Below are 25,622 nucleotides of genomic sequence, written 5' to 3' on the forward strand. Positions count from 1 at the left end.
TAACGATGCAGGTATGCGCTTCCTCGGGTTTGCCCCAGTATATGGACGACATGATACTGTCCGAGTATAAAGAGCCGACCATAACCAATTATTATGGTCCTTTTTCCATCCAAAACGGGCTCAATTCACTGTTTTGGGACAAGATAGGCAAGATCCGCGACCGGTTCCATCGCGGTGAAATCACGCTTTCCCACACGATCCGTCCCAGCATCATGCGCTCGTGGCAGCGATCCCGCGCCGCCGGCGTCCCCTCGGTCGGCGTGCCGATGGCTTTGCTGAACGGTCATGAATTTCAAGCCATTATCAAGAAGAACAGCGTCCTCGTCGAAACCGCGACCCCCATCATGGACGAACTGCTGGAGAACATCCTCCCTTCGGAAAGCTGTATCATCCTGACGGATACCGACGGCGTCTACCTGCACACCATCGGCGAGGGGGAAGGGTTCGGCCGCGGTACGACCTGCCCCCTGCGCGGGCTCATCAGCCGGGAAACCGTGGACGGCACCACCGCCATGGGCCTGTGCCTCGAGGAGAAAACCGCTGTCTGCGTGCTGGGCTGCGAGCATTACAATTCCCATTTCGACGGCTGGTCCTGCGCTGCGGCCCCCATTCGCGACGAGGACGGGAATATGGTCGGCAGCCTGTCCCTGACCCTCGAGCGCGACAAGTTCCATAAGCATACCTTCGGCCTGGTCATCGCCGCAGCCAAGGCCATCACGGAACAGATGCATCTGCGCCGCCTGCTCCAGGAGGTCCAGACCGTGATGGAGCTGCTCGGCGAGGCGGTGCTGGTCTTCGACGCCGGCGGCGCGTTGCGGCTCATCAACCGCTATGCCAAGCGGCTCTTCCACGTGCACCGCGATGTGCTCGGCCGGGATTTTTCCGCCATCGCCACGGTCACGGGGGAGGGCCGTTTCCTCGATTTCGGGAAAAAGGTCAGTGACAGGGAGTGTTCCATGCGGCTGGCCGACGGCACGCCGCTGCACTGCCTGTTTTCCGCCTCTCCGACGCCGGAGGGAGGACTTTGCGTCACGCTGCGCGAAAGCCGGCGCATGCACAAACTGGCCGGGCGCATCACCGGGGGCAAGGCCGTCTACGATTTTTCGGACATCAGAGGCGACTCCGCGGCCATGGGCCAGGCCTTGCGCCTGGCGCGGGTCGCCAGCGGCAACGCCATGACCACCTTGATCCTGGGGGAAAGCGGCGTGGGAAAGGAGCTGTTCGCCCAGGCCATTCACAACGGAAGCGCCCGGCGCGACCAGCCCTTCATCGTGGTCAATTGCGGCGCCATACCCCGGGATCTCGTGCAAAGCGAACTGTTCGGCTACGAAGCCGGGGCCTTCACCGGCGCAAACCGCCAGGGCGCGCCGGGCAAATTCGAATTGGCCGACGGCGGCACCATCTTCCTGGACGAAATCGGCGACATGCCGCTTTCCGCCCAGATAAGCCTGCTGCGGGTCCTGCAGGAAGGGGAGCTGACCCGGGTCGGCGGCAAGCAACCTTACCGGGTGGACGTGCGGGTGGTGGCGGCCACGCACCGGGACCTGGTCGCGGCCGTGGAAAACGGCTCGTTTCGCCACGACCTCTATTACCGCCTGAATGTTTTGCTCATCGATGTGCCGCCGTTGCGTCGCCGCCGTGATGATATCGCCGATCTGGCCCACTTTTTCCTGGCCAAGATCTCCAAAACGTTGTGCAAGCGTCTGACCGGATTCACTCCCGCGGCCATGGAATGCCTTCAGGCCTATGCCTGGCCCGGCAACGTGCGCGAACTCGAGAATTTGCTGGAGCGTACGGCGGTGGTGGCCAATGGGCCCGCCATCGGCGTGGAGGATCTGCCGCCGGAATGCGCGTGTTCCGTCACAGTCCCGAAAGCGCCTTTCGTTCCGGTGCCCCGCTCCCCGAGGACGGGCAAACCGGAGGCCGGCGTTCATGCCGCAGGCGCGGCTTCGCCGGGGCGGCTGATCGAAGCTTTGCGCGCGGCCAAGGGGAACGTGCGGGCGGCGGCCAAGGAACTGGGCGTCTCGCGTGTGACGCTTTATACGCGCATCAGGCGGTGCGGCTTGGACCTCGACGCCATACGCCGGCAGCCATAGCGGCGGCAACGCGAACCCGCCAAAGACCCCTGAAAACCAGGCAGCGCAGGACAGGCAACAACAGCGGTATCTATCCGGGACACGTTTTGTGCGTCCGCTCGCGAAACAAGCGGGTGAAAACCCGGCAGTCTCTGGGACATGGGTGACGTTTTACGCGTCCATTTCCATCCTAATTGGCTGCAAGTTCGGGCGCGCCCCAGACAGGAGCCAGACGTACCAATTCCTCGCGCGGCAATTGCACCAGCACTGGTTTTTGGGTGGCGTCGAGCCAGCGCAAAAGGACGCCCAGGCTGGGTCCGGCCATGGCCGTGCACCCCGCCGTGGGCGAACCGGGACCCCGCCACAAGTGCATGAAAATGCACGAACCGGCCCCTGGCTGGGCATTCGGGGCATTGTGATCCACGAACAGTCCGAAACGATACAGGCCGTCCGGCCGCAACATCCGCTCCTCACTGTCCCAGTCCTTGGTTACCGTGTTTTCCTCGAACATTTGATTGTAGTATTTTGACGCGACGGTATCCACGCAAACGGTTTGCGTGGTGACCTGGTACGCGGGGAACTTGGGCGACGGGCGGAAGGACTCGGACGCGCCGATAAAGGCGCGCGGCAAGCTGAAGACGCCGGCGGGTGCCCTGCCGTCCCCTTCAGCCTTGACCGGAGCCGCCGAGAGCCGTTCGCCATGCAGGCCCCTGCCCCAGGCCAAACCGTTTCGCCCCAGGCTCACGGGCACGTCGTCGCCAACCGGATGCCAAGTCCCATTGGGCCCGGAACGCTCGAAACGACGCAGCCGGGCATGGTTCGCGTTCCAGTTTTCGGCCACCACCAGCACAAGCTGGCCGGACCCAGCCAGAGGCGAAGTCTGCTCCAGGGCTGGATCGGTGTGCGCCTTCGAAATTTTGGCGGACTGGCACCCCAGTCCCAGGCCCATGACAAGGACGATCAGGAGCGACAACCCCGTATGGTGTTTCATGTCTTGTGCTCTCCCCGGCATCATGTTGCGTTATCCGACGACCGCCCGGATATAGCCTGATATTTTCAAGGCGGGAAGGGCCTGTTTTGGTATTCTCCCGGGATTGTTCAGAAATGATCCAGATGGGGACCCCAGGCAGGCAGAAGTCCGCGAACAGCCCGTTGCGAAAGTCCGTTTGGGGCTATCGCCCGTTGCAGATGCCCGCGGCCGGCATGATCCCGTGGCATTGATCCTCTGCAAGCGGCGCAATCGCCAAGAAGGGGCCCGCACACGAAAGCGGCCCACCCGGGAAGAAGCCTTCGGGCGATCGCAACGCAAACGCCCCGCCCTGGCGAACCGGGAGCGGGGCGTTTGCATTGCCGTGGCGCGGGCGACGCCTAGGGCATTTCGTTGTAGGATTCGTAGACGTTGCCCACCAGCTTCTCCGAGGGCGTGAGCGTCTTGCCGCCCGGCGTCCACTTGGCCGGACAGGCCTCGTTGGGGTTCGCGCGCAGGTAGACGTTGGCCTGGCACTTGCGTACCAGTTCGTCGGCGTTGCGCCCGACGTTGTAGAAGTTGACCTCCTTGGAGACCAGCACGCCGTCGGGATTGATGATGAAGGTGCCGCGCAGGGCCAGCCCCGTCTCCTCGTCGTAGACGCCGAAATACCGGGAAATCTGGCCGGTGGTATCGGCCGCCATCTTGAAGCGCACGTTCTCCAGCAGCTTCTCGCTATTGCGCCAGGCCAGATGGGCGAACTCGGTGTCCGTGGACACGGAGAAGACCTCGAAGCCCATTTTGGCCAGCTCCTCGTGCTTGGTGGCCAGATCGGCCAACTCCGTGGGGCAGACGAAGGTGAAATCGGCCGGATAGAAGACCAGGATGATCCATTTGCCGGCTTTCTTGATCTCCTCGGTGGACATCTCGCCGAAAAATCCCTCCGTGGGATCATAGACCTTCATGGTGAAATCCACGGTTTCCTGGCCGACGGCGGCTTCCGTCACTTCGACGCAGCATTCATCCTCGTATTCGTGATCGTGCATGGGTTGAACCTCGGTTTTTAAGGTTGCCGGGAAAACCCGGTGGGCTCATGAGAGCAGTGTATGGACCGCCCCGGGGCAAATTGCAAGGCGTCGCGCCCGCCTTGTCCCGTGCGGCATCCCCCCCGCGGCCGGATAAGGATTGCCCGAAAACGCCCGGTTCGCGCGCCGGCCGCCATATGGACAAGCCCGCCCGGACCCGGTAGCTTCGCCATATCCGGGGCATCCCCACAGGGAGGAAACATGGTCAAACCGGTCTGTTTGCGCCTTGCGACCCTTTTTACGGCCATCGCGCTCGCCGTATGCGCCTTGCCGCGCCCGGCGTTGTCCCAGCAGCAGGTCAATCCCTTCGGCGACTGCTGCATCGCCAGCGTGGTCATGACCGCCTACAACGCCTGGACCATCAACTGCGGCTCCTGTTCCGCGAATCCGGGCCAGTATTCCCTGACGCAGCCGGACCCGGCGAAACTCGTCTACGTCGGCCCTGGCGGCGTGTCCGCGGGCAGTCCCTACGACGCGGCCTTGGCCGTATGCAAATGCCCCTCCCAGGATGTCCGGCGGGCCAGGGAGAAACAGATGCGCACTTTCGACGGCAACTGAAGCGGACGTCGCGGCGCTTGCGCCACGCCGGGGTGGGGATGCGCCGCCATGCGGCCTTCCCCGGGCGCACGAACAATATGAATCGTTTTGCCCGGTATGGCAATAGGAATGATTCCTATTTTCATAAAAAGGGCAGTTCCCGCCCGCCGGTACGGCGGGTGCGTCAAGGAGGAGAGCATGCCGCGCAAATTGCCTGCCACGGCCTGCGCGTTGGCCCTGGCTGCGATCATGGCCCTGGCCGCCGGATGCGCCGGCCGGCAGCAGGACGCCGGTTCCGCGAACGGTGGAGCGACCTACACGGTACGGGCGGCGTTGCTCAACCTGCTCGAATGTCCAAGCCTTTCCTGTCCGGTGACGGCGGACCTGCACGCAGGCGACAAGGTTGTGGTGCTGACGCCCGATATCCATGGCTGGTATCAGGTGCGCGCGGTGGCCACGGGGCAGGAGGGCTACGTGCTGTCCCGTTTCGTCGGGCGCTGATTCGCCGCGCGCAAAGGCGCGCCCCAGCGTTCCTGCCGCCGGATGCCCTCCGACAGTCCCTTTCCCCAGGCTTCCCCTTTTCCCCCGTCGCAGGGGCGGTCCGTCGCGTTCCGGCCATTGCCTGCGTCCGGCTTGCGGACATTGCATCGATACCCGCACAGCAGCCTGTATCAATGTTTTCGTGATGTTTTTTCGGATGCCGCGGTATTGTGAAAAAAAACATTTTCTTCCTGAAAATTTCAGAAAAGCGCGATTCCCCGGGCTTGAGCCGCTAGGCATGACTTGGGTTTTTCGATATATTGTTGTCAAATTGTAATTGATCGGAATTCGTGTTTTTTTTCACAATGATTTCCGGCATCCAAGCGGGAATAGGGAGGCCTCATGCGACTGACGTTCACCGGCAAGATCATCGCTTTGCTGCTCTTTACCGTCGCTTTGCTCACCATGGCCATCTCCGTCACCGTCGATCATTACCTCTCCGCGGGCCTCAACCAAATGAGCCAGCAGGAAATCAACAGCAAAGCCGATGCCGTGGATTTCATGCTCAAGGAAACCAGCCAGGAAGTCAGAGGTACCACCTCGCTGCTCGCCAGCCGCCCGGACGTGGCCGCGGCCATCGTGGCCAAGGACAAGGCCAAGCTGGTGGAGGTCGCCAAACAGGCGCAACGCGACCTCAAAATCCAGTTCGTGACCATCGCCGACGCCGAAGGCGTGGTCGTCGCGCGCAGCCATTCCGACAAATCCGGGGACTCGGTGAAAAAACAGGTCAATGTGCAAAAAGCCCTGGCCGGCCAGACCTCCATCGGCATGGAAGAAGGCACCGCCGTCAAATTCTCCCTGCGCGCGGGTGCTCCCGTCTACCAGGACGGCAAGATCGTCGGCAGCGTCACCGCCGGCATCAACCTGTCCTCCAGCAACGATTTCGTCGATGAGATGAAAAAGGTGCTCGGCGTCGAATGCACCATCTTCTACGGCGACACCCGCGTGGCCACGACCATCGAACGCGAAGGCAAGCGCGTCGTGGGCTCGCGCATGGACAACCCCAGGGTCATCGAAACCGTGCTGCAAAAGCGCGCACGCTTCCTCGATATCAATAAGATCCTCGGCCGCGAGTACAACACCGCCTACTGGCCCATCATCGGCGCGGACGGCAACGTCGCGGGCATGCTCTTCATCGGCAGCGACCGCGGCGCCATCGCCGCCACCGAACGCACCATCCTTTGCTCCGCCCTGGCGGCGTCGAGCCTGGTCGCCCTGGTCGTGCTCGTGGTGGGCTTTTTCACCGCCCGGGGCATGACCTCGCCGCTGAGGCGCATCATCGACCTCGCCCGCAAGGTGTCGCGCGGCGACCTCGAAGCGCGCCCCGAAGGCCGGTTCTCCGGCGAAATGGGCGAGCTGGCCGGCGCCCTGGACAAGATGGTCACAGGGCTTAAGACCAAGATCGCCGAGGCCGAAGCCATGAGCCAGGAAGCCAACGAGGAAGCCAAATGCGCCGAGGCCGCCCGCGCAGAAGCCGAAAAAGCCCAGGGCATGGCCGAGGCGGCCAAACGCGAAGGCATGCTGGAGGCTGCCGAAAACCTGGGGCTCGTGATCGAAAGCATCATCGCCGCCTCGGGCGAGCTGGAAACCCAGGTCGAGCACGTGCGCGACGGGGCCGACCACCAGCGCGACCGCCTGCGCGAAGTGGTCGAAGCCATCGCCCAGATGACCGCAACCGTCCTCGACGTGGCCAAAAACGCCTCCCGAGCCGCCCAGTCCGCCGAAGACACCAAGGCCAAAGCCTCGGCCGGCTCCGCCGTGGTCGAAGAGTCCATGCGCTCCATCGACCGGGTCAATACCGTGTCCGGCAATCTCAAGGAAGCCATGGCCGCCCTGGGCGACCAGACCCAGGCCATCGGGCGGGTCATGTCCGTCATCTCCGATATCGCCGACCAGACCAACCTGCTCGCCCTCAATGCCGCCATCGAGGCCGCCCGTGCCGGCGAGGCCGGACGCGGCTTCGCCGTGGTCGCCGACGAAGTCAGAAAACTCGCCGAAAAAACCATGACCGCCACCAAGGAAGTCGGGCAGGCCGTGGTCAGCATCCAGCAGTCCGTGGCCGGAAACATCCACAACGTGGACCAGGCCGCCGCCGCCGTGTCCGAAGCCACGGGCCTCGCCGGCAAATCCGGCGACGTGCTGCGCGAAATCCTCGGCCTCGCCGAAGCCAGCGCCCGCGAAGTGGCCGGCATCGCCGCCGCCGCCGAACAACAGTCCGCCGCCGCCGAACAGATCAGCAAGGCCATGAACGAAGTCAGCGAAGTGGTCGAAACCACCAGCTCCGGCATGCACGAATCCGCCCAGGCCGTGCACGCGCTCGCCGACCTGTCCGGCGATATGGACCAGATCATCGTCAAGCTGCGTAACGGTTGATCGCAGGGGCGAGCGAGAGGACGCGAAGCGAAAGATGCCTTCTGCGGCCGGGGGGGATCATCCCCCCCGGTCCCCCTGAGCGGGGAGGGTGGCGACCACGCCTCCACCCGCTTCCCAATCCCCCGTCGGGGAGGTCCAGGAGGGGAGCATCCCCTCCTGGCCGCCAGAGGCCTCTTCCCCTTACTCTTCTCTTTCCCTCCCCTTCTCCCCCCTCTCTTGTCCATACAGCGCGCGTACCAGGGTGTCGTATTGCCGGATCTGTTCGGCCAGAAAGCCCTGCTCGCCGTGAAACGTGATCGCCTCGCGCGGGCAGCCGAGGAAACAGTAGAGGCAGCCGATGCAGTCCGCGTGGCCGCCGGCGGCGGCGACTGCGGCCGGATCGAGGCCCATGGGGCAGAGGCCCTGGCAGGCGCCGCAGGTGTTGCAGGTTTCCCGGTCGAGGCGCAGGCCTTCCAGGCGCATCTCTGCGTGGCAGAAAACGTCCTGGCGCAGACCCGTCTTGAAAAGCAGCGCCCCGAACCAGTCCGTGCCGGCGAGGTAGCGGAAAAGCGCGAGGTTGCGCACGGCCAGGAAGTATTTCTGGCGTTTCGGGCTGTGGACGAAGGTGGCGATGGGGCCGGCCTTGGGCGGCGCGAAGGGGCGGCCGGCGAGGAGCGGCAGGGCGAGGGAGTCCACGAAGGCGATCATGTCCGGCGGCACGAGACCGCGCTGACGCGCTTGCGCAAGGGGGCGCACGGCGTCGGCGGGAAAGCCGGCGAGTTTCGCGCAAGCCAGGTCGATCAGGTAGGGATTTTCGCCGAAGACGAGGGCGTCGCAGCGCACGGGTGTGCCGCGCGTGGGGCCCAGGCCCTCCATGGCGACCATGGCGTCCACGATGTGCAGCCCGGGTCGCAGCGCGGCGTTCAGGTTGACGATGTTGGCGGCCAGACTCTGGTGCGTCTTTTTCTTGTTCTCCTGGCCGACGAGGCAGCCCATGAGGTTTTTGAGGCACACGGACATGCCGGCCTCGAAGTGGGTCTTGAGCTTGGGCAGGTTGATGACCAGGGCCGCGTCGAGCGCCTGGGCCGCGACCTGGGCGGTGACGCCGTTTGCGAAGGGCACGGCGCGGCCCGGGGCGTGGTTGAGGTCCACCACGGGCACGCCGAAGCGTGCCGCGGCCCTGTCCACGGCCAGCCGGCCGATCACGCCGATGTTGTTGCGGTAAAAGCCCGAGTTGGTGCCTTCGCCCACGGTGAGGTCGCCGTAGCCCGCGTCGCGCAGCACGCCGAGCAACGCGCAAAGCAGGCGCAGATCGGTGGTGTTGCCGGTCAGCGCGTTCATGTTGGCGTTGAGGTTGGGCTTGACGAGGATGGGCGCGGCCTTGTCCGCCGGAAACACGTGGGCGTAGGCGGGCAGGGTCTCTTCGAGGGCGCGGCGCGCGGCGGCCAGGGAGCCGGCGCGGCGCAGGTGCAGGCGGTATGCGGTCATGGGCGTCCGGGGCGGTTGCGGTTGGCGGCGTCGTGCGACGCCGCTTCCGGCATACCGGCTCCCGGGCGCAAGGGGAAGGGGGCGAGCCCCTAGCGCGATGCGGCGGGCAACCCTTGCGGCAGGTCCAGGCGTCGTACGACGTCGCGGGCGCGTTCGAGGGCCTCGCCTTCGGACAGGCGCGCGCCGTGGCGGTAGATGGTGTAGACCAGGGACACGGCGTGGGGCAGGGCCGGCATGGCGCAGGCGGCAAGGGTGGGGTTTTTCATGATGCGGTACTCCCGTTGTGCCGGCTGCGCCGGCGTGCTCGCTTGAGGCAAAGCAAAGGCCGGGCCAAAGCGTGACAAACGAGGCCCGGCGGGCAGTCTTGGCCGCGGGACGCAACAGGGGCGCGACGAATGTGTCGCTTTTTGGCTGCCGCAGGTGCCGTTTTGGGACAAAAATGGCAGGTTGGACGACCGCGACGTTCCGGACCGGCACGAGCCGGCCCGGAACGTCTGGCGGGAGAAAACGGAAATCAGGCCGAGGCCGCGGTGACGATGCGCTCCACCACCATGTCTTCGCTGAGTTCCGAGGTGTCGATGACCAGGGCGTCGTCAGCCGGGATCAGGGGCGAGGCGGCGCGATGGATGTCCTGATCGTCGCGGCGGCGGATGGCGTCGAGGATGGCGGCGTAGTCGGCGGGTTTGCCGAGGGCGGTGAGCTGGCGTTCGCGGCGGCTCGCGCGCACTTCGGGCGAGGCCGTGAGGAAGAACTTGCGCGAGGCTTCGGGGAAGACCACCGTGCCCATGTCGCGGCCTTCGGCAAGCAGGTCCGCGCACTGGCCCAGGGCCTGCTGCGCCCGGCGCAGGATTTCGCGCACCACGGGCAGCACGGCCAGGTTGGAGGCCCAGCCGCCCACTTCCTCGGTGCGCGCGGCGTCGGGCAGGGGCGCGCCGTCGACCAGCAGCGTTGTCTCGGCCCCGCTGCCGGCGAGCGAAAAGGTCATGGCCGCGAGGCGCGCGGCGATTTCCCCTTCGGGCAGCGCGTGCCCGCCCGGCCCGAGCGCCAGGGCCAGGGCGCGGAACATGGCCCCGGTGTCCAGGTAGGCCAGCCCCAGCCGGCCGGCGGCCCGGCGGGAGACGGACGTCTTGCCCGCGCCGGCCGGGCCGTCGATGGTGACGATGCGGCGCTCGCTAGAAGCCATTTTCGCGGATATCCTTGAGGGCGGCGGTGAACATGTCGTTTTCCTCGTCGTTGCCGATGCTCACGCGCAGCAGTTCCGGCAGACCGTAGCTCTTGAGGCCGCGCACGATGAGCCCGCGCCGCAGCAGCGCCTCGAACACGCCGGCCGCGTCCGTCTCCAGGGGGGGCCTGAACATGAGGAAGTTGGCCTGGGACGGATAGACGCGGCAGCCGAGGTCCGTGAGCTTCGCGGTCAGGGCGGCGCGGCCCTTGCGGACCGTGGCCAGGCTCGCCTCGACGAAGGCGGTGTCTTCCAGGGCGGCCAGGCCCGCGGCCTCGGCCATGAGGTTGACGCTAAAGGGCAGGCGCACGCGCAGCATGTAGTCGGCCAGCCACTCGGGCATGACCCCGAAGCCCAGGCGCAGCCCGGCGAGGCCGTAGAGCTTGGAGAACGTGCGCAAAATCACCATGTTGTCGCACTGCCCGAAGCGCGCGAGCATGGAGTAGTCCTCCATGGGCTCGGCGAAATCGACGTAGGCCTCGTCCACCACGAGCAGGGCGCGCGGCGGCAGCGAGCGCGCCAGGGCGATCACCTGCTCGGCCGGCACGGCGTAGCCCGAGGGGTTGTCGGGGTTGGTGAGGAACACGAGTGCGGTGTTTTCGTCGCAGGCCGCGGCCAGGGCAGGCAGGTCGAAGACGAAGTCCGGGCCGAGCGCCGGCTGGCGCAGGGTCACGCCGCACAGCTTCGTCTGCTGCACGTAGATGGAGAAGCAGGGCGAAAACGCCACCACGTTGTCGTGGCCGGGCCGGCAGGTGAGGCGCACGAGCAGGTCGATGATCTCGTCCGAGCCGTTGCCGGCCACGACGCAGGCCTGCGGCACGCCGTGGAAGGCGGCCAGGGCGGCGGTCAGGGCCGGGTTGCCGGCGCGGGGGTAGCGGAAGACCATGTCGGCCTTGCGCGCGAGCACCCGCTTGACCAGGGGCGAGGCCCCCAGGGGGTTTTCGTTGCTGGCCAGCTTGACCACACGGGACAGGCCGTACCGCTCCTTGATCTCTTCCATGGAAAGGCCGGGCGCATACGGGGTGAATTCCCGCACGTCCTCCCGGATACGGTCGCTTGACTGCATGGACGGGGCGCTCCTCGGACCCGCTCGGGTGGCTAGGCCGCTTCGCGGGGTTTGATGGTCAGCACGGGGCAGGCGGCGGTCTTGACCACCTTTTCGGCCACGGAACCGAAGATGATGCGGTCGATGCCGGTGCGGCCGTGGGTGCCCATGACGATCATGTCGGCCTTGCGGTCCACGGCGACCTTGAGGATCTCCTCGGCGGGATAGCCGGTCACGACCAGGCCGGTGGCGGAGAGGCCCTTGAAATGCTCGCTCAGGAAATCGTGCATGCTGGTGTCGGCGGAGGACACGACGTCGCCGACGAAGGTGTCGAGCGCCGCCTGGGGCACGTTGAAGCCCACGTATTCGGCCAGGGACGGGGCGACGTAGACGCAGGTGATGGCCGCGCCGGTGGCCTGGGCCACGGTGGCGGCGTATTCGGCCACGATCGCGGAACTCTCGGAAAAATCCACGGCGCACAGGATGTTTTTGATCGCTGGCATAAAACGGCTCCTTGTTGCGATGTGTTTGCTCTTAAGTTCCCATCGCACCGGTCGAAAAGGGAAAACGGGCCGGTTGCCCCAGGATGCCAAAGAGGGTGCGGATAGACAAGGCGTTTTCCCTGCACTATGGGATGGGTATCCGGCGCGGCGCACCGCGGTTTGCGGCGCCGCGTCGCGCCCCCGGGCGACGACGCAACGGGGCGGGCAAAAATTTCCCGGCAGCGTAAAAAATTTTCTTAGGAATGCCTGCATGTTAGAAAATATTACTGTTTGGCAGGCTCCTTGCAAGCGATTGGGAAACGTCAACGCGGGGGAAGGCCGATGAAAATCCAGACCGACCAACTGACCGCCCTGCAGCAGGCCGCGGAAAAGACCGCGGGCACCTCGGGCGCCCCGGACGCGTCGGATGCGTTTGCCGCTCTTCTGGCCCAGAAGGTCGGCGACGGTGGTTCCGCCCAGACGACGGGTCTGGCTGCGCCGCCCTTGGCCGGCTATGCCGCCCTGGACGTCTCCGGCGCACAGGCCTCGGACGAGGTCGAGGCTACCGGTTCATTCACCGAAGAAGAGCAGGCGGTTATGAACAGCATGGACACCCTGCTGGCCAAGTGGGAAAACTACGCGGACACGCTCGCCTCGGGCTCCGGGGGAGATTCCCTCAAGCAGGCTTACGGTGTCCTGGAAAACATCGAAACCGGCGTCAAGCAGCTCAAGGACGACCTGCCGAGCGACGCCAACGCGGGACTCGGTTCCCTCGTCAACGAACTGGAAGTCATGACCGTAACCGAGAAGATCAAGTTCAACCGGGGCGACTACCTCTAGCCGACCCGGCCCAGGTGCCCCAGCCGTCCCGCGCACAGGGAGCCGGGATGGCCGGGGGAACCGGAAAAAGGCATTTTTCGAACGCCGTTTCCTGCGGGAAGCGGCGTTTTTGTTTGGCCGGGACCGGCCGTGCCGCTCCCCCCTGGAGCCGGACTATCCCGTGGACGCCGCGAACGTGGCCATGACCTCGTGGCGCGCCCCGGCAGGGGACAGGAGCGAGCGCCACAGCGTCATTGCCGCCACCGGCGTTTCCGGCCAGACGGCGTCCGTGAGGAGCGTAAGCGCACCGGGCCAGTCGCCGCCGCGCCCGGGCTCGCGCAGGCGCGCCAGGGTCAGGTGGGGCCGGTAGGGACGGGCTTCCGGGGCGATGCCGCACGGCGCGAGCGCGGCGTCCACCCGCGCGGCCAGGGCCTGGCACTCGGGCGCGCCCGCGGCGAGCCCGGCCCAGACGACGCGCGGCCGAACCATGTCCGGGAAAAATCCGCCGCCGCCGAAGCGCAGGGCAAAGGGCGCAAACACGACCGCGCCGAGGGCCGCGGCCACGGCGTCGATGCCGTCGGGGCCCGCTGTCGGGACGTCGCCTAGGAATTTGAGCGTCAGATGGACGGTCGCTTCCCGTACGGGGCTCGCCGGCCCCCGGGACAGGGCGGCGACGCCCTTGCCCAGGCGCGCGGCCAGGGCGCGGCAGGCCTCGGGCAGGGCGATGCCGACAAAGGCGCGCACGGTCGTCGCGGACATGGCGCATCCCCTTTGCCCGCGGGCGGCTACTGCTGTGCGGGCGTCGTCTTGGCCGGGAACTCCGTGAAGTAGCGTTCCACGAATTCGTCGATGACCAGGGCAGGCTTTTCCTTTTCGATCAGTTGCTTGTCGAAAAAGCGCATCTCGCGCGTAGTCGAGGGATAGGGCCAGAGGTAGGTGGTTTTGTTGAAGTGCTCGGACAGGAAGGGAATCAGCTCATGGGCGAAGGAATCCCGGAAAACCACGACATTGGGGCGCGAGGCGTCATGGGTGTCCATGACCACGGTGGGCTGGAAATAGGGCGGGATGGGATGGGGGGCGGCGGTCTCCACGGCCTTGCGCTGGAAACGGGGCGTGAAGGTCACGCGGCTTTCCGGGAAGTCGTCGCCAAGCGCCAGCATGCTGGCCAGGCCGCCGTTTAAGTTCGGGGTGATGGCGATGTCGAAATCGCCCCGGATCTCCGGCTCGAACTGGGGGAACCACTGGCCCAGGCGCTTCATGATCTGCACGTAGCCGGCGAAGGCCCCGAACGTGGTCCAGTGGGTGTCGGTGCGGTAATAGGCCAGGGCCTGCCGTTTGACCTTGTCCATGGTGGCGCGCAGGTCGAGCACGGGCACGCCGGCGGTTTCCAGGGCGGAAACGAGCTGGTCGGTGCGGCTTACGGGGCTGACCTTGTTGAACTGCGGCGGCAGGTATTCCGGGTAGACGGTATGCTTGTTGGGCGCGACCACGATCAGGTAGCGGATGCCCCGGTTGGCCAGCCATTCGTCGCGCCCGCGGTAGACGTTCACCCAGCGTTCGAGCTGCGCCTGAGTGAACAGCCGCACCGAACGGTAGTCCTGGATGACGTTGAGGTCGTTGTTCTCCTGGGACAGAAACAGCCAGTCCTCCTTGCCCTTGATCACGGTCTGGTACTGGTTGACGGCCTGCAGCCAGAAGATGTCCAGGATGTTTTCCATGCGCACGAGCAGTTTGCGGAAGCCGAACGTCTTCTCCAGATAGCCGCGCTGGAGCACATTGAAGGATTTGAACAGGTGGGCGATGGAAAAGTCCGGCAGCGTGGTCGGGTCGTTCTCCATGAGGTACACGTCCGGCGCGATCGGGAGGTAGTGATCGGCCAGAGGCAGGCAGATCAGGCACAAAAAGAGCAGGATGCCGGCGAGGTACACCAGCTTGCGCGCGGGGGTGGAGGCCGAAACCATGGATACGCCCTAGAACTGAAAGTAAATAAAGGGGTTGTGCGTGCCGCTGGCCAGGGACATGGCGCACAGGATGAACACCGCCGGCATGACCACCAGGCTGACCATGGCTTCCACGCCGTCGTCGAGCGCCACCGGCCCGAACCGCCGGGGCGCGAGCAGCCGTTCCCGCATCTCCTTGAACCAGGGCAGGATCGGCGTGGAGCCGATCACGGCCACGGCCAGGACGATGGCCACCTTGGGATTGAGGAAGAGGCCCAAATGCCACTCCACGCCCGAGCCCCGGGCGAAGCCGGCCATGGCCTGGATGTAGTGGAGCGCCACGGGCAGCGACTCGGCCCGGAAGAAGACCCAGGCCACCATGACCACGAGCATCGTGTAGAGGTGGGCGAAAACGCGCGGCCCCTGGGTCAGGCGCCGAAACAGCGAAAAACGTTCCAGCACCGAGAACAGGCCGTGGAACATGCCCCAGATGATGAAGTTCCAGCTGGCCCCGTGCCACATGCCGCACAGGAAAAAGACCGTGACCAGGTTGAAGTACATCCGCGCCTTGCCGACCCGGTTGCCGCCCATGGGGATGTAGAGGTAGTCGCGGAACCACGTGGACAGGGAGATGTGCCAACGCCGCCAGAATTCCTGGATGGAGCGGGAAACGTAAGGGTAATTGAAGTTCTCCATGAACTTGAACCCGAACATGTGCCCGAGGCCGATGGCCATGTCCGAGTAGCCGGAGAAGTCGAAATAGATTTGCAGCGTGTAGCAGACGATGCCGAACCAGGCCACGGGCGTGGTCAGGTGCTCGGCCGGGATGGCGAAGATCTTGTCCGCAGGCAGGCCCACCACGTTGGCGATGAGCACCTTCTTGCCAAGGCCGATGACGAAGCGGTTGATGCCCTTGGAGAACCGCTCGATCCCCACGGTGCGGTGGGTGATCTGGGAGGCGATGTCCTTGTAGCGGATGATCGGGCCGGCGACGAGCTGCGGGAAAAGCGAAATGTAGAGCGCCGTGTTGGGCAGGGACATCTGGGGCGGCGTCTGGCGGCGGTAGATGTCCATGATGTAGGAAATGCAGTGGAAGGTGAAAAAGGAAATGCCGATCGGCAGGTGCACCTGCCCGATCTGGATGGTCGGCAGGCCGACTTCGCCGAGCAGGATATTGAGGTTGCCGACCAGGAAGTTGGTGTACTTGAAGATGATGAGCAACAGCAGGTTGAAGGCGATGGCCACGCCCACTTGCCGTTTGGCGTCGTTGCGTTCGTGGGCCTTGTGGACCCAGATGCCGAACGTGTAGTTGGCCACGATGGAAAGGGCCATGATGAGGATGTATTCGCCTTCGCCCCAGGCGTAGAAGAACAGGCTCGCCGCGAGCAGGATCCAGTTGCGCAGCCGGCCGAAGGAGACGCAGCTGAAATACAGGGCCAGCACGACGGGCAGGAAATAGAATAAAAAGGATGCGGAGCTGAATACCATGGTGAGGTTGTGTGGGTAGGGGGTTCTCGGCGTGCGCCGGGGAGCGGCGGGGGCCTGCCGGCCGCCTGGCCGCCGCGCCCGCGTTTTCGCGCGGGTGATCGCTCTTACCCAAGGACTTGGCCTTTGACAACTCCCGGGGCGGGGCGCTCTCCCGGGCGCACCCTTGCATTGCCGGGTCGCACGCGTACAAGGGGCCATGACGGAATTTTCCCCTGATGCCGCCGCCTTGCGCGCCGCTCTTGCCGCGCTTGGCCCCGGCCGCGTCTGGCGGCCCGTGCACGGCCCGGACGGGACGCTCCTCGCGCCGGGGCGCGGCCCCGGCCCCGAGTGCCTCGACGCCTACGTCGCCGGGCTGGACGTGGCCGGCAAGACCGTCGCCGATCTCGGCTGCAACCTGGGCTATTTCGCCTTCCTGGCCGCGCGCAACGGCGCGTGTCGGGTGCTCGGCTGCGACAGCGACCCCGAGGTCGCGGCCGCGGCCAACCTGCTCGCCCGGGTGCACGGCGTTTCGAACGTCGCCTTCACGGCCCTGGACTTCCTGGCCGCCCCCGCGCCCGAGCGCTTCGACCTCGCCTTGTTCGTGGATTTCGTCGGCCGGGGCGTCGTGGCCAAGGGCAGGCTTGCGGCCGTGGCCGCGGCCGCGGAGGCCTGGGCCCGCCGCGAGGCGTTTTTCACCCTGCACCCCGTGTACGCGCTGGAGGCGCTTGCCGTGCCCCCGGACGTCCTGGCCGCGCGCCACCCCAACTGTGTGCGGGACGGGCGCTTTTTCGTCGCCGAGGCCCTGGCCGGGCTGCTCGGCCCGGAGTGGAGCATGCGCAGGCTCACCGACGGCCGCCTCGACACGGGCGACGCCTCCCTGCGCACCAAGACCGCCCTGCTCTTCACACGCAACACCTAGATACTTCCCCCTTTCGAGGAGGTCCGGGAGGGGAGCATCCCCTCCTGGCCGCCAGAGGCCTCTCCCCTCCTTTCCTCTTCTTTCCCTTCCCTCTCCCTCGCATTCCCCCTCTACCGAAACAACCCTTTCAGCGCATGCGGTTCGCAGCGCAGGTACTGGCGGGGCGGACTGACCCGGTCGCCGAGGGCGGCGGCGGCGTGCCAGGGCCAGCGGGGATCATAGAGGATGCCGCGCGCCAGGGCCACGAGGTCGGCCTTGCCGGTGCTGAGGATGGTTTCGGCCTGGGCCGGTTCGGTGATGAGGCCCACGGCGATGATGGGCAGGCCGGTTTCGGCCTTGATGCGTGCGGCGAGCGGCACCTGGTAGCCGGGTTTGACGGGAATTTGCTGTTCGGGGGCGAGGCCGCCGGAGGAGACGTGGATGTAGTCCACGCCCAGCGCCTTGAACTGCCTGGTGAAGACGACGCAGTCCTCGAGGTTCCAGCCGCCGGGAATCCAGTCCGTGGCTGAGATGCGTACGCCGAGGATGCGGTTTTCGGGCAGGGCCTTGCGCACGGCGCCGATGACGCGAAGGGGAAAGCGCAGGCGGTTTTCGAGGCTGCCGCCCCAGTCGTCGCCACGGGTGTTGGACAGCGGCGAGAGGAACTGGTGCAGCAGGTAGCCGTGGGCGCAGTGGACTTCGACGCCGGCAAGTTCCAGGGCGTCGGCGCGCTTGGCGGCGGCGGCGAAGGCGTGTTCGATGCGGTCGAGGCCGGCCGCGGTAAGGGCCTGGGGCGGGGTTTCGCCCGCGGCGTAGGGGAGGGCCGAGGGGGCTTCGGTGGTCCAGCCGCCTTGGGCCGGCGAGAGCTGTTCGCCGCCTTCCCAGGGTTTGGCCGTGGACGCCTTGCGCCCGGCATGGGCGAGCTGGACGAGGATGGGCGTGGCGGCGCAGGCGCGCACTTGCGCCAGGGTGCGTTCCAGGGACGTCGTATGGGCGTCGGACCACAGGCCCAGGTCTTCGGGAGAGATGCGTCCCTTGGCTTCCACGGCCGTGGCTTCGATGACGACCGCGCCCGCGCCGGAGACGGCCAGGCTGCCGAGGTGGACGGTGTGCCAGGCGGTGGGATGGCCGCCGTCGGCCGAATACTGGCACATGGGTGCGACGACGACGCGGTTGGCGAGCGTGCGCGGCCCCAGGGCCACGGGGGAGAAGAGCATGCTCATGGGGGGCCTCCTCTATCGATTTTGCGAAGGCATACCCCTTTTTTGCCGCCCGCGACAGCGACATTGCGGCGTCGGCTGCGCGGGCGGCGGAGGGAAATCAGGATTCGAGCAGGGCCAGGGCCGGCCCGAGCAGGGCGCAGGTGACGCCGGCGAGGATCATGACGAGGCCGGCCACGGCCCCTTCCTCATCGCCGATTTCCCGGGCCCGGGCCACGCCCGCCCCGTGCGCGCCCATGCCGAGCATGGCCCCGCGCGCCAGGGCGCAGCGCAGGGGCAGCACCTTGAGCAGCATGCCGCCCAGCGACGCGCCGAGGATGCCCGTGGCGATGACGCACACGGCCGCGAGGTCCGGCGCGCCGCCCACGTCCTTGGCGAAGGCCATGGCGAAAGGCGTGGTGAAGGACCGGGGCAGCACGGACAGGCGCACGTCCCGGGGCAGATCGAGCAGTCCCGAGAGCAGCCACGAGCCGCCGAAAGCCAGCGCGCAGCCGAAGGCGACGCCGACGGCGAGCGTGGGCCAATGCCGGCGCAAGAGCGCCCGGTGCTCGTAGATGGGCAGGGCGAAGGCCACGGTGGCCGGTCCGAGCAGCAACAACAGCCACTGGCCGCCACGCATATATTCCTTATAACTCGTGTGCAGGCCCATGGTCAGGGCCAGGCACAGCACGCAGGTCAGCAGCAGCGGCGAGGTGAGAAACGAGTGTGCGAAGTGGTGCACGATGCGCGAGACGACATAGGCGGCGAGCGTGGCCGTCAGCCAGAAAACCGCCGGATGTTCAACGGACATGGCGCATCCTCCCCCTGAAATGCAGTTCCACGATGATTGCCGTGCCGGCCATGACGGTCAGGATGCCGACGACGATCACGGCCAGGAGCTTGAGCCCGGTGACGCTGAGCAGTTCCCTGTGGTCGAGCAGGGTCATGCAGGCCGGGACGAAAAAAAGCAGCAGATGGTCGAGCAGGCTTCCCGCGCCGCGCCGGACCAGGCGGGCCGGCAGCGCGCCGGAGAGCAAAAGCGCGATGAGCGCGAGCATGCCGACCACACCGGCCGGCACGGGCAGGCCGAGCGCCCGCACGCCGAGCCGGCACAGCCACCACAGCCCCACCAGCGCCGCCAGCTGCGCCCCGTAGGCGGCGACGCCGGCCAACCGAACGCCGATGGTGTGTATTTTCGTATCCATGGGACGACTCCTTGTACGAATTTGGAAATAGGCACAGCCTGGTCAGTTGTAAAATGAATTGTCGGAATCCAATCCATTCCGTATTGGAATGCCCATGGAACTACGGCATCTTCGGGCATTCGTGGAAGTGGCGCGTCAGGGAGGCTTTTCCCGCGCGGCGCGGACGCTTTTTTCGACCCAGTCCACGGTGAGCAAGGCCATCGGGCAGCTGGAGGCGGAGCTCGGCGAGGCGCTTTTCGAGCGCCTGGCCACGGGCGTGCGCCTGACCGGGGCCGGGGAGCTGGTCTACGCCCGGGCCGTGGCCATGCTGGCCGAGGGCGAGCACATGGTCGCGGAACTGGCGGACTTGCGTGGCATGGTCTCGGGCCGGCTGCGGCTGGGGTTGCCGATTTTCGGCAGCGCGCGCCTTTTCGCGCCGCTTTTCGCGCAGTACCGGCAACGGCATCCGGGCGTGGAGATCGAACTGCTCGAGCAGGGCAGCGCGCGCCTGGAGGAAGCGGTGCTCGCCGGCGAAGTGGAGCTTGCGGTCTCGCTTCTGCCGGTGCCGGACGCCTTCGCCTGGCAGCCGGTGTGCGACGACCCCATGATGGCCGTGCTGTGGGCCGACCATCCCCTGGGCGGGCGCGCGTCGCTTCGGCTCACGGAACTGGCACAGACGCCCCTGATCCTTTTCGAGCAGGGCTTCGCGCTCAACGCCCGCATCGAGACGGCCTGCCGCGCGCGGGGATTCGCGCCGGAGCCGGCGGCGCGCAGCAGTCAGGTGGATTTCATCATCGCCCTGGTCGCCTCGGGACTCGGCGTGGCGCTCCTGCCGCGCATCCTGACCGAAGGGCGCGACCTTTCGCCATTGCACGTGGCCCTCGTGGACGAGACGGACCTGCGCTGGCGCGCCGCCCTGGTCTGGCGCAAAGGCGCGCGCCTGTCGCCCGCGGCGCGCGCCTGGCTGGCCCTGGCCCGGGAGCGGCTGCCGGGGTAGGGCATGGGGAAGAGGAAGCGGAGAGGGAGACGGAGAAGAGCGGGGAAAGAGGAAGATGCCTCCATCCCCATCACCGCCTTCCTTGTTGCCTGCGCCGCTCTCCCCCGGCTATAGGGAAGCGACGAAGCTATCTTTCACCAATGGGGAGCCACCATGCTGGAGCGATTCAAGCGACGGGCGCGGGGGAATACGGAGACCATGCCGGGGGAGTCCGCGTTTCCCGAGGCGCAGCGATTTGCCCCGTACGTGCTGGTGTATTCCTACGACGCCACGGCGGTGACGGTGCGCCGCTACGACGTGCTGGGCGCGGGCGACCCGGTGCTTGCGGCCGGGAAGGTGAACTGGGTGCGCGTGGTGGGCGTGCACGACGAGGCGTTCGTGCGGGCGGTGGGCAACCGGTTTTCGCTGCACCCGTTGCTGGTGGAGGACGTGTTGTCCACGGGGCATCGGCCGGTGCTCGAGGAGTACGATACCGGGCTCTTCGTGTTGCTGCGGCAGCTTGGCTATAACGAGTCGGCCAAGCGGGTGCTGGCCGAGCAGGTGAGTCTGGTCGCCGCCGACGGCTATGTGCTGACGTTTCAGGAGCGCGAGGCCAACATCTGGGACGGGCTCGCGTCGAAGCTGGAGAAGGGCGGCTGCAAGCTGGCCAGGCGCGGCCGCGAGCATCTGACGCATGCCCTGGTCGCGGCGATCCTGGACGAGTACATTCTGACGCTCGGCCGGCTGGCGGAGGACATCGAGGAGCTCGAGCAGACGATTCTCTCCGGCGGCGGCTCGGAGACGCTCACCGAGACGTACCGGCTCAAGCGCGAGGTGCTGTTTCTGCACCGCTCGCTTTGGCCGTTGCGCGAGGTGCTCGGACGGTATCTGGTGGACGATTCGGGTGCGGCCGATCCGGGGGTGGCGTTTTTGTGGAACGACATCCGCCAGGACGTGTACCAGGTGCTCGACGCGGTGGAGACCTTGCGTGAGATGCTCTCGGAGATGGTGGGGTTGTCCATGACCAAGGCGGAGCTGCGCATGAACGCGGTGGGGCAGTACTTGACCCTCGTGGCCACGATATTTCTGCCGCTCAATTTTCTGGTCGGCTTTTTCGGTATGAATTTCGACAACCTGCCGCTCAAGTCCGAGACCTGGGGCCTTTACGCGCTGATCGGCTTCATGGGGCTGACGACGCTCGGCATGGCGGTTTATTTCTACCGCAAGCACTGGCTCGAGAACACGAAGGTCGATTGAGGGCGCGTCTTACGGCGCGGCGGCCGAGAAGAGGGCGGCGGCGATGTCGGGGTGCGCGGCCAGGGCGGTGTGGGGGCACAGTTCCCGGGCCTTGCGGCCGAGGTCCTCGCGGTCGCCGACGAACAGGCAGCGCACGTCGCGGGTTTTTTCCAGGAGCGCTTCGAGCAGTTCCAGCCCTTCCTGGCCGGTGCAGCACACGAGGTGCGGCCCCTTGGCGAAATCCGCTCCGAGCGCCTGTTCCAGGGCGCGCAGGCCTTCCCTGGCGGCGTATTCCTGTCCCGCGTCCTCGGCGTTGGCCGTCGGAGTGACGACCACGTCGCAGCCGTCGTCCTCGACGCGGAAGTGTTCGCGTTCGGGATCGACGGCGTCCACGATGTCGTGGACGTGTTCGAGCAGGGCCAGCGAGGCGTCTTCGTCGATGCTTTCCCGGCTGTCCTGGCGGGCGAGGACGGTTTCGCCGCGCCGAAATTGCAGGCCCGAGCCCACGTAGGCGAAGGCGCGCCAGTCCGGGTCGGCCAGCAGCATGGCCAGCCGGGCGTTGATGCCCTCGAGCAGGCTGGCCTTGGCCAGGGACAGGGGCGAGGCGCTTTCGCGGCCCGTGGCGTCCACGATCTGGCGGCCGAGGGAGCCTGCCAGCACGCAGGCGCGCCGGGGCAGGGCGTGCAGGTCGGCGATGCCCGGCCCGGAGAGCGGCGCGGCGGACCACAGCACGGTGCGCGTGGCCCGCGCCGCGGCGAAGCGGCCCAGGCCCACGGCGTTCCAGACCGGCTGCACGGCGGTGACGAAGCGCTGGCCCGGGGCGCGCAGCAGCGCGTCGGCCTGGCACAGCAGCGTTTCGATGCCCTGGACGGCAAGCTCCCGCAACCCCTGGCGCACGGCGTCGCGCAGGCCGTGCCGCTGCCGGCCCAGGTGCTTCATGAGCGCCTCCCGGCCTTCCTCCAGGTAGAGCACGTCGTTTTCGAGCTGCCCGGCCTCTTCGGAGAGGTCCAGGCGCAGGACGCGGTCCTCGTCCACGGGCAACACGGCCATGCCGTCGCGGTCCACGGCTTCGTCCACCATGTCGCGGATTTGCGCCAGGGCGGCGGAGGTTTCGGCCGGCACGGGCTTGCCGGCGAGGATGGCGGTGGCGGCCTGGCGGCGCAGGGTGGCCGAGTCGGCCATGAGCGCGGCAAAGGCGTCCAGGCTGAGCGTGGCCTCGCGCGAAGGGGGTGAGCGGTGCTTCATGGGCTGGTCCTTGGGTTATTTCACAGGAAAAACGGGCTGCTGGCAAAGGAAAAATATATTCGGACCGGCCGCGCGCAGGCCCGTGCGGCCGGCGGTTGCCTCGCGGGTGCGCCTGGGCTACATTTCGGGGCATGCGCCGGGCCGGTCGCCGGCGTTTTTTGCGATTGCAAGGAGGCTCTATGCGGCTGCTCACCCGTTCGGATTTCGATGGGCTCATCTGCGCCGTGCTGCTCAAGGAAGCCGGCGTCATGGACGAATGGGTGTTCGTGCACCCCAAGGACGTGCAGGACGGCAAGGTCGCATGCGAAGCGAACGACATCCTGGCCAACGTGCCCTACGCCCCGGGCTGCGGCCTGTGGTTCGACCACCACACGAGCGAGGCCGAGCGCCTGGGCGACATCGAATTTCAGGGCGCGTCCAAGCACTACCCGAGTTGCGCGCGCGTCATCTGGGAATATTACGGCGGACATGAGAAGTTTTCCGCCCGTTTCGACGAAATGCTCGCGTACGTGGACCGCTGCGACAGCGGCGACCTGACGCCCGGGGAAGTGGCCGACCCCAAGGGCTGGATCCTTTTGAGCTTCATCATGGACCCGCGCACGGGACTCGGGCGTTACCGCGACTACCGCATCAGCAACTACCAGCTCATGATGCGCCTGGTCGATCTGTGCCGCCACGAATCCGTGGACGCGATCCTGGCCGACCCGGACGTGGCCGAGCGCGTCGCGCGCTATTTCGCCCAGGAGGAGCAGTTCGCGGCCATGCTGCGCGCCCGCTCCACGGTCGTCGGCAAGGTGTTGCTTATCGACCTGCGCGAGCAGGAGGAAATCTATACGGGCAACCGCTTCACGGCCTACGCCCTGTTCCCCGAGTGCAACGTGAGCGTGCAGGTCATCTGGGGCAAGGCCAGGCAAAACGTGGTGCTGACCGTCGGCAAATCCATTTTTGACCGCTCCAACCCCGTGGACATCGGCCTGCTCATGCTTTCCTACGGCGGCGGCGGACACCGAAACGTCGGGACCTGCCAGATACCCGAAGACCAGGCCGAACGGGTCATCGCCGACGTGACGACGCTGCTCAATGACGGCCTCCTGGGCGATGACGCCTGAGCCGGGGCCCAAGGCCGCGGTGCGGATCCTCGGTCGCGTCGCCTACGCCGACGCCCTGGCGCTCCAGGAGGACACGGCCGCGGCGGTCAAGGCCGGGACGTCCGGCGGCGCGGTATTTATTCTTGAGCACGACCCGGTCATCACGCTCGGGGCCAACAAGCCCGTCAACACGGTGCTGTGCGCGCCGCCCGGCGTCGCGGTCGTGCAGACGGACCGGGGCGGCGCGGCCACCGCGCACAATCCCGGCCAGCTCGTGGTCTACCCGGTCGTGCGGCTTCGCGCCCTCGGCTTTGGCGTCAGGGCCTTCGTTGCCTGGCTGCTGGAACTGGGGCGGGAACTGCTTGCGGACTACGGCGTGGCCGCGACCTGCCGCAGCAATCCCTTGGGGCTCTGGGTGGCGGAGCGCAAGATCGCCTCGCTCGGCATCCACGTCTCCCGCGGCGTGGCCACCCACGGCATCGCCGTCAACCTGGACAACGACCTGCGCCTTTTTAACGCCATCGTGCCCTGCGGCCTGGCCGGCGTGGCCATGACCTCGGCCGCCGCGGAAACCGGCCGCCGCGTGGACATGGCCGCGGCCATGGCGCGCATGGCCGGACGCGTCACGGAAGCCCTCGCGCAGCGTCCCTAACGAACCAACGAGATCCCGCCTTGCCGACCGATTCCCCTGCCACGCCCGACGACCTGCTCGACGCCTACCGCTTCGACCTGCCGCCCGGGCATATCGCCGAGCGGCCGTGCGCGAAACGCGACGCCTGCCGGCTCATGACCGTGGAGCGCGCGACCGGAAAAACCGGGCACGCCGTCTTTTCCGACCTGCCCGACCTGTTGCCGCCGGGCGCGCTGCTCGTGGTCAACGACACCAAGGTCGCGCCGGTGCGCCTTTTCGGCCAAAAGCCCACGGGCGGCGCGGCCGAGCTGCTTCTGACCACGCCCGTGGCGCTGCTCGCCCCGGAGAGCGACCCGGACACGGGCTGGACCCACGCCCCGGCCTCGGGGCTCTTGCGCGTGTCCCGGCCGCCGAAGCCCGGGGACCGCGTGGATTTCGCGCCGGATTTATACCTGACCGCGACGCAGCGCGGCGCGTTCGGCCACACCGATTTCGTCCTCTCCTGGCGCGGCAGCCTGCCGGAGATCCTCGCGCGCATCGGCCATGTGCCCCTGCCGCCCTACATCCGCCGCGCCGACGACGCGACCGACCGCGAGACCTACCAGACCGTCTACGCCCGCGACGACAAGCTGGGTTCGGCCGCCGCGCCCACGGCCGGCCTGCACTTCACCGCGGAACTGCTCGGCGTGCTCGCCGCGCGCGGCTTCGGCCTGGCCCGGGTCACCTGCCATGTGGGCATCGGCACCTTCTCGCCCGTGCGCGTGGCCGACATCCGCGAGCATGCCATGCACAGGGAGTGGATCGAGGTGCCGGAAGCGACCGCCGCCGCCGTGCGCGAGGCCAAGGCAAAGGGCAGGGCGGTCATCGCCGTGGGCACCACCGCCGCACGCACGCTCGAGGGCGTGGTGCGCGAGGCCGGGGAAATGACGGCCTTCGCCGGCGAAACCGACATCTTCATCCGCCCCGGCTACGTGTTCCGAACGCTCGACGGCATGGTCACGAATTTCCATTTGCCTGGATCATCCCTGGTGATTATGCTGGCCGCCCTGGTCGGACGGCAGCGGCTGCTTGCCGCCTACGGCGAGGCCATCGCCTCCGGCTACCGCTTTTTTTCCTACGGCGACGCCATGTTGGTGCGCTGACCGC

The 25,622-nt window shown here is 66.8% G+C and carries 25 protein-coding genes; 11 read left to right on the plus strand and 14 right to left on the minus strand.

What is annotated here, in order from left to right:
- Nucleotides 1-5: 5 nt before the first annotated feature.
- Nucleotides 6-2,096, plus strand: a complete 2,091-nt coding sequence (locus Q368_RS0112925) for a sigma-54-dependent Fis family transcriptional regulator (protein ID WP_052360157.1) — start codon at nucleotides 6-8, stop codon at nucleotides 2,094-2,096.
- Nucleotides 2,097-2,265: 169 nt separating this feature from the next.
- Here Q368_RS0112925 and Q368_RS0112930 read toward each other — a convergent pair whose 3' ends face one another.
- Both Q368_RS0112930 and Q368_RS0112935 read right to left on the minus strand, forming a co-directional pair.
- Nucleotides 2,266-3,066, minus strand: coding sequence for a L,D-transpeptidase family protein (locus Q368_RS0112930; protein ID WP_029459486.1), 801 nt, complete (start codon nucleotides 3,064-3,066; stop codon nucleotides 2,266-2,268).
- Nucleotides 3,067-3,443: 377 nt separating this feature from the next.
- Nucleotides 3,444-4,088 carry a peroxiredoxin gene (locus Q368_RS0112935; protein WP_029459487.1) on the minus strand — a complete coding sequence of 215 codons (645 nt, stop codon included), beginning with the start codon at nucleotides 4,086-4,088 and terminating at the stop codon, nucleotides 3,444-3,446.
- Between the two features lie 240 nt (nucleotides 4,089-4,328).
- Between Q368_RS0112935 and Q368_RS0112940 the strand changes: the two genes are divergently transcribed.
- From Q368_RS0112940 to Q368_RS0112950, 3 genes are all read left to right on the plus strand, one after another.
- The gene (locus Q368_RS0112940; RefSeq protein WP_029459488.1) at nucleotides 4,329-4,685 is read left to right on the plus strand and encodes a hypothetical protein; all 357 of its coding nucleotides are present in this window, start codon (nucleotides 4,329-4,331) and stop codon (nucleotides 4,683-4,685) included.
- 177 nt (nucleotides 4,686-4,862) lie between these two features.
- The gene (locus tag Q368_RS0112945) at nucleotides 4,863-5,165 is read left to right on the plus strand and encodes an SH3 domain-containing protein (protein ID WP_029459489.1); all 303 of its coding nucleotides are present in this window, start codon (nucleotides 4,863-4,865) and stop codon (nucleotides 5,163-5,165) included.
- Between the two features lie 381 nt (nucleotides 5,166-5,546).
- Nucleotides 5,547-7,577: a methyl-accepting chemotaxis protein gene (locus tag Q368_RS0112950; RefSeq protein ID WP_029459490.1), complete on the plus strand. Its 2,031-nt coding sequence runs from the start codon at nucleotides 5,547-5,549 to the stop codon at nucleotides 7,575-7,577.
- A 180-nt stretch (nucleotides 7,578-7,757) separates the two neighbouring features.
- On the opposite strand, the gene Q368_RS0112955 is transcribed toward Q368_RS0112950, so the two are convergent.
- The 5 genes from Q368_RS0112955 to Q368_RS0112975 all read right to left on the minus strand — a co-directional run bounded on the left by Q368_RS0112955 (nucleotide 7,758) and on the right by Q368_RS0112975 (nucleotide 11,814).
- Nucleotides 7,758-9,044: a DUF362 domain-containing protein gene (locus Q368_RS0112955; RefSeq protein ID WP_029459491.1), complete on the minus strand. Its 1,287-nt coding sequence runs from the start codon at nucleotides 9,042-9,044 to the stop codon at nucleotides 7,758-7,760.
- 89 nt (nucleotides 9,045-9,133) lie between these two features.
- Nucleotides 9,134-9,310 (minus strand): hypothetical protein, encoded by a 177-nt coding sequence (locus Q368_RS26630; protein WP_169740597.1) that lies wholly within the window; start codon nucleotides 9,308-9,310, stop codon nucleotides 9,134-9,136.
- 248 nt (nucleotides 9,311-9,558) lie between these two features.
- Complete coding sequence (gene cmk / locus Q368_RS0112965) at nucleotides 9,559-10,227, minus strand: (d)CMP kinase (protein WP_029459492.1); 669 nt, start codon at nucleotides 10,225-10,227, stop codon at nucleotides 9,559-9,561.
- On the minus strand, nucleotides 10,217-11,332 hold the full coding sequence (gene hisC / locus Q368_RS0112970) for a histidinol-phosphate transaminase (RefSeq protein WP_029459493.1): 1,116 nt from the start codon (nucleotides 11,330-11,332) through the stop codon (nucleotides 10,217-10,219). Before hisC ends, cmk begins: the two co-directional genes overlap by 11 nt.
- 32 nt (nucleotides 11,333-11,364) lie before the next feature.
- A complete protein-coding gene (locus Q368_RS0112975) occupies nucleotides 11,365-11,814 on the minus strand; it encodes a universal stress protein (protein WP_029459494.1) in 450 nt (149 codons plus the stop codon).
- A gap of 321 nt (nucleotides 11,815-12,135) precedes the next feature.
- Between Q368_RS0112975 and Q368_RS0112980 the strand changes: the two genes are divergently transcribed.
- Nucleotides 12,136-12,633, plus strand: coding sequence for a hypothetical protein (locus Q368_RS0112980; protein ID WP_029459495.1), 498 nt, complete (start codon nucleotides 12,136-12,138; stop codon nucleotides 12,631-12,633).
- A 153-nt stretch (nucleotides 12,634-12,786) separates the two neighbouring features.
- Here the strand turns inward: Q368_RS0112980 and thpR are convergent, their stop codons facing one another.
- From thpR to Q368_RS0112995, 3 genes are read right to left on the minus strand one after another with little or no spacing between them, the layout of a single operon-like run.
- Nucleotides 12,787-13,371, minus strand: coding sequence for an RNA 2',3'-cyclic phosphodiesterase (thpR, locus tag Q368_RS0112985; RefSeq protein WP_029459496.1), 585 nt, complete (start codon nucleotides 13,369-13,371; stop codon nucleotides 12,787-12,789).
- A gap of 26 nt (nucleotides 13,372-13,397) precedes the next feature.
- Nucleotides 13,398-14,573 carry an alginate O-acetyltransferase AlgX-related protein gene (locus tag Q368_RS0112990; RefSeq protein WP_029459497.1) on the minus strand — a complete coding sequence of 392 codons (1,176 nt, stop codon included), beginning with the start codon at nucleotides 14,571-14,573 and terminating at the stop codon, nucleotides 13,398-13,400.
- Nucleotides 14,574-14,582: 9 nt separating this feature from the next.
- Nucleotides 14,583-16,040: an MBOAT family O-acyltransferase gene (locus Q368_RS0112995; RefSeq protein ID WP_029459498.1), complete on the minus strand. Its 1,458-nt coding sequence runs from the start codon at nucleotides 16,038-16,040 to the stop codon at nucleotides 14,583-14,585.
- A 196-nt stretch (nucleotides 16,041-16,236) separates the two neighbouring features.
- On the opposite strand from Q368_RS0112995, the gene Q368_RS0113000 reads away from it, so the two are divergent.
- A complete protein-coding gene (locus Q368_RS0113000; protein ID WP_029459499.1) occupies nucleotides 16,237-16,938 on the plus strand; it encodes a class I SAM-dependent methyltransferase in 702 nt (233 codons plus the stop codon).
- Nucleotides 16,939-17,048: 110 nt separating this feature from the next.
- Here the strand turns inward: Q368_RS0113000 and Q368_RS0113005 are convergent, their stop codons facing one another.
- The 3 genes from Q368_RS0113005 to Q368_RS0113015 all read right to left on the minus strand — a co-directional run bounded on the left by Q368_RS0113005 (nucleotide 17,049) and on the right by Q368_RS0113015 (nucleotide 19,321).
- Nucleotides 17,049-18,140, minus strand: a complete 1,092-nt coding sequence (locus tag Q368_RS0113005; RefSeq protein ID WP_029459500.1) for an NADH:flavin oxidoreductase/NADH oxidase — start codon at nucleotides 18,138-18,140, stop codon at nucleotides 17,049-17,051.
- Between the two features lie 97 nt (nucleotides 18,141-18,237).
- Complete coding sequence (locus Q368_RS0113010) at nucleotides 18,238-18,927, minus strand: LrgB family protein (RefSeq protein ID WP_029459501.1); 690 nt, start codon at nucleotides 18,925-18,927, stop codon at nucleotides 18,238-18,240.
- Nucleotides 18,917-19,321, minus strand: a complete 405-nt coding sequence (locus Q368_RS0113015; RefSeq protein ID WP_029459502.1) for a CidA/LrgA family protein — start codon at nucleotides 19,319-19,321, stop codon at nucleotides 18,917-18,919. Before Q368_RS0113015 ends, Q368_RS0113010 begins: the two co-directional genes overlap by 11 nt.
- Before the next feature lie 94 nt (nucleotides 19,322-19,415).
- Between Q368_RS0113015 and Q368_RS0113020 the strand changes: the two genes are divergently transcribed.
- Nucleotides 19,416-20,297 carry a LysR family transcriptional regulator gene (locus Q368_RS0113020; RefSeq protein WP_029459503.1) on the plus strand — a complete coding sequence of 294 codons (882 nt, stop codon included), beginning with the start codon at nucleotides 19,416-19,418 and terminating at the stop codon, nucleotides 20,295-20,297.
- A 198-nt stretch (nucleotides 20,298-20,495) separates the two neighbouring features.
- Nucleotides 20,496-21,533, plus strand: coding sequence for a magnesium/cobalt transporter CorA (gene corA / locus Q368_RS0113025; RefSeq protein ID WP_245611341.1), 1,038 nt, complete (start codon nucleotides 20,496-20,498; stop codon nucleotides 21,531-21,533).
- A gap of 9 nt (nucleotides 21,534-21,542) precedes the next feature.
- Here the strand turns inward: corA and Q368_RS0113030 are convergent, their stop codons facing one another.
- Nucleotides 21,543-22,757, minus strand: coding sequence for a hypothetical protein (locus tag Q368_RS0113030; protein WP_029459505.1), 1,215 nt, complete (start codon nucleotides 22,755-22,757; stop codon nucleotides 21,543-21,545).
- Between the two features lie 179 nt (nucleotides 22,758-22,936).
- Between Q368_RS0113030 and Q368_RS0113035 the strand changes: the two genes are divergently transcribed.
- Genes Q368_RS0113035 through queA form a run of 3 tightly spaced genes read left to right on the plus strand, consistent with a single transcriptional unit; the run spans nucleotide 22,937 to nucleotide 25,618 of the window.
- Entirely contained in the window at nucleotides 22,937-23,866 is a 930-nt protein-coding gene (locus Q368_RS0113035; protein WP_029459506.1) for a DHH family phosphoesterase, read from the plus strand.
- The gene (lipB, locus tag Q368_RS0113040; protein WP_029459507.1) at nucleotides 23,856-24,497 is read left to right on the plus strand and encodes a lipoyl(octanoyl) transferase LipB; all 642 of its coding nucleotides are present in this window, start codon (nucleotides 23,856-23,858) and stop codon (nucleotides 24,495-24,497) included. The genes Q368_RS0113035 and lipB overlap by 11 nt, the downstream gene beginning before the upstream one ends.
- 20 nt (nucleotides 24,498-24,517) lie before the next feature.
- Nucleotides 24,518-25,618: a tRNA preQ1(34) S-adenosylmethionine ribosyltransferase-isomerase QueA gene (queA, locus tag Q368_RS0113045; RefSeq protein ID WP_029459508.1), complete on the plus strand. Its 1,101-nt coding sequence runs from the start codon at nucleotides 24,518-24,520 to the stop codon at nucleotides 25,616-25,618.
- Nucleotides 25,619-25,622 lie beyond the last annotated feature (4 nt).

The sequence above is a fragment of the Solidesulfovibrio alcoholivorans DSM 5433 genome (assembly GCF_000702665.1).
In the GTDB taxonomy this organism is placed as follows: Bacteria; Desulfobacterota; Desulfovibrionia; order Desulfovibrionales; family Desulfovibrionaceae; genus Solidesulfovibrio; species Solidesulfovibrio alcoholivorans.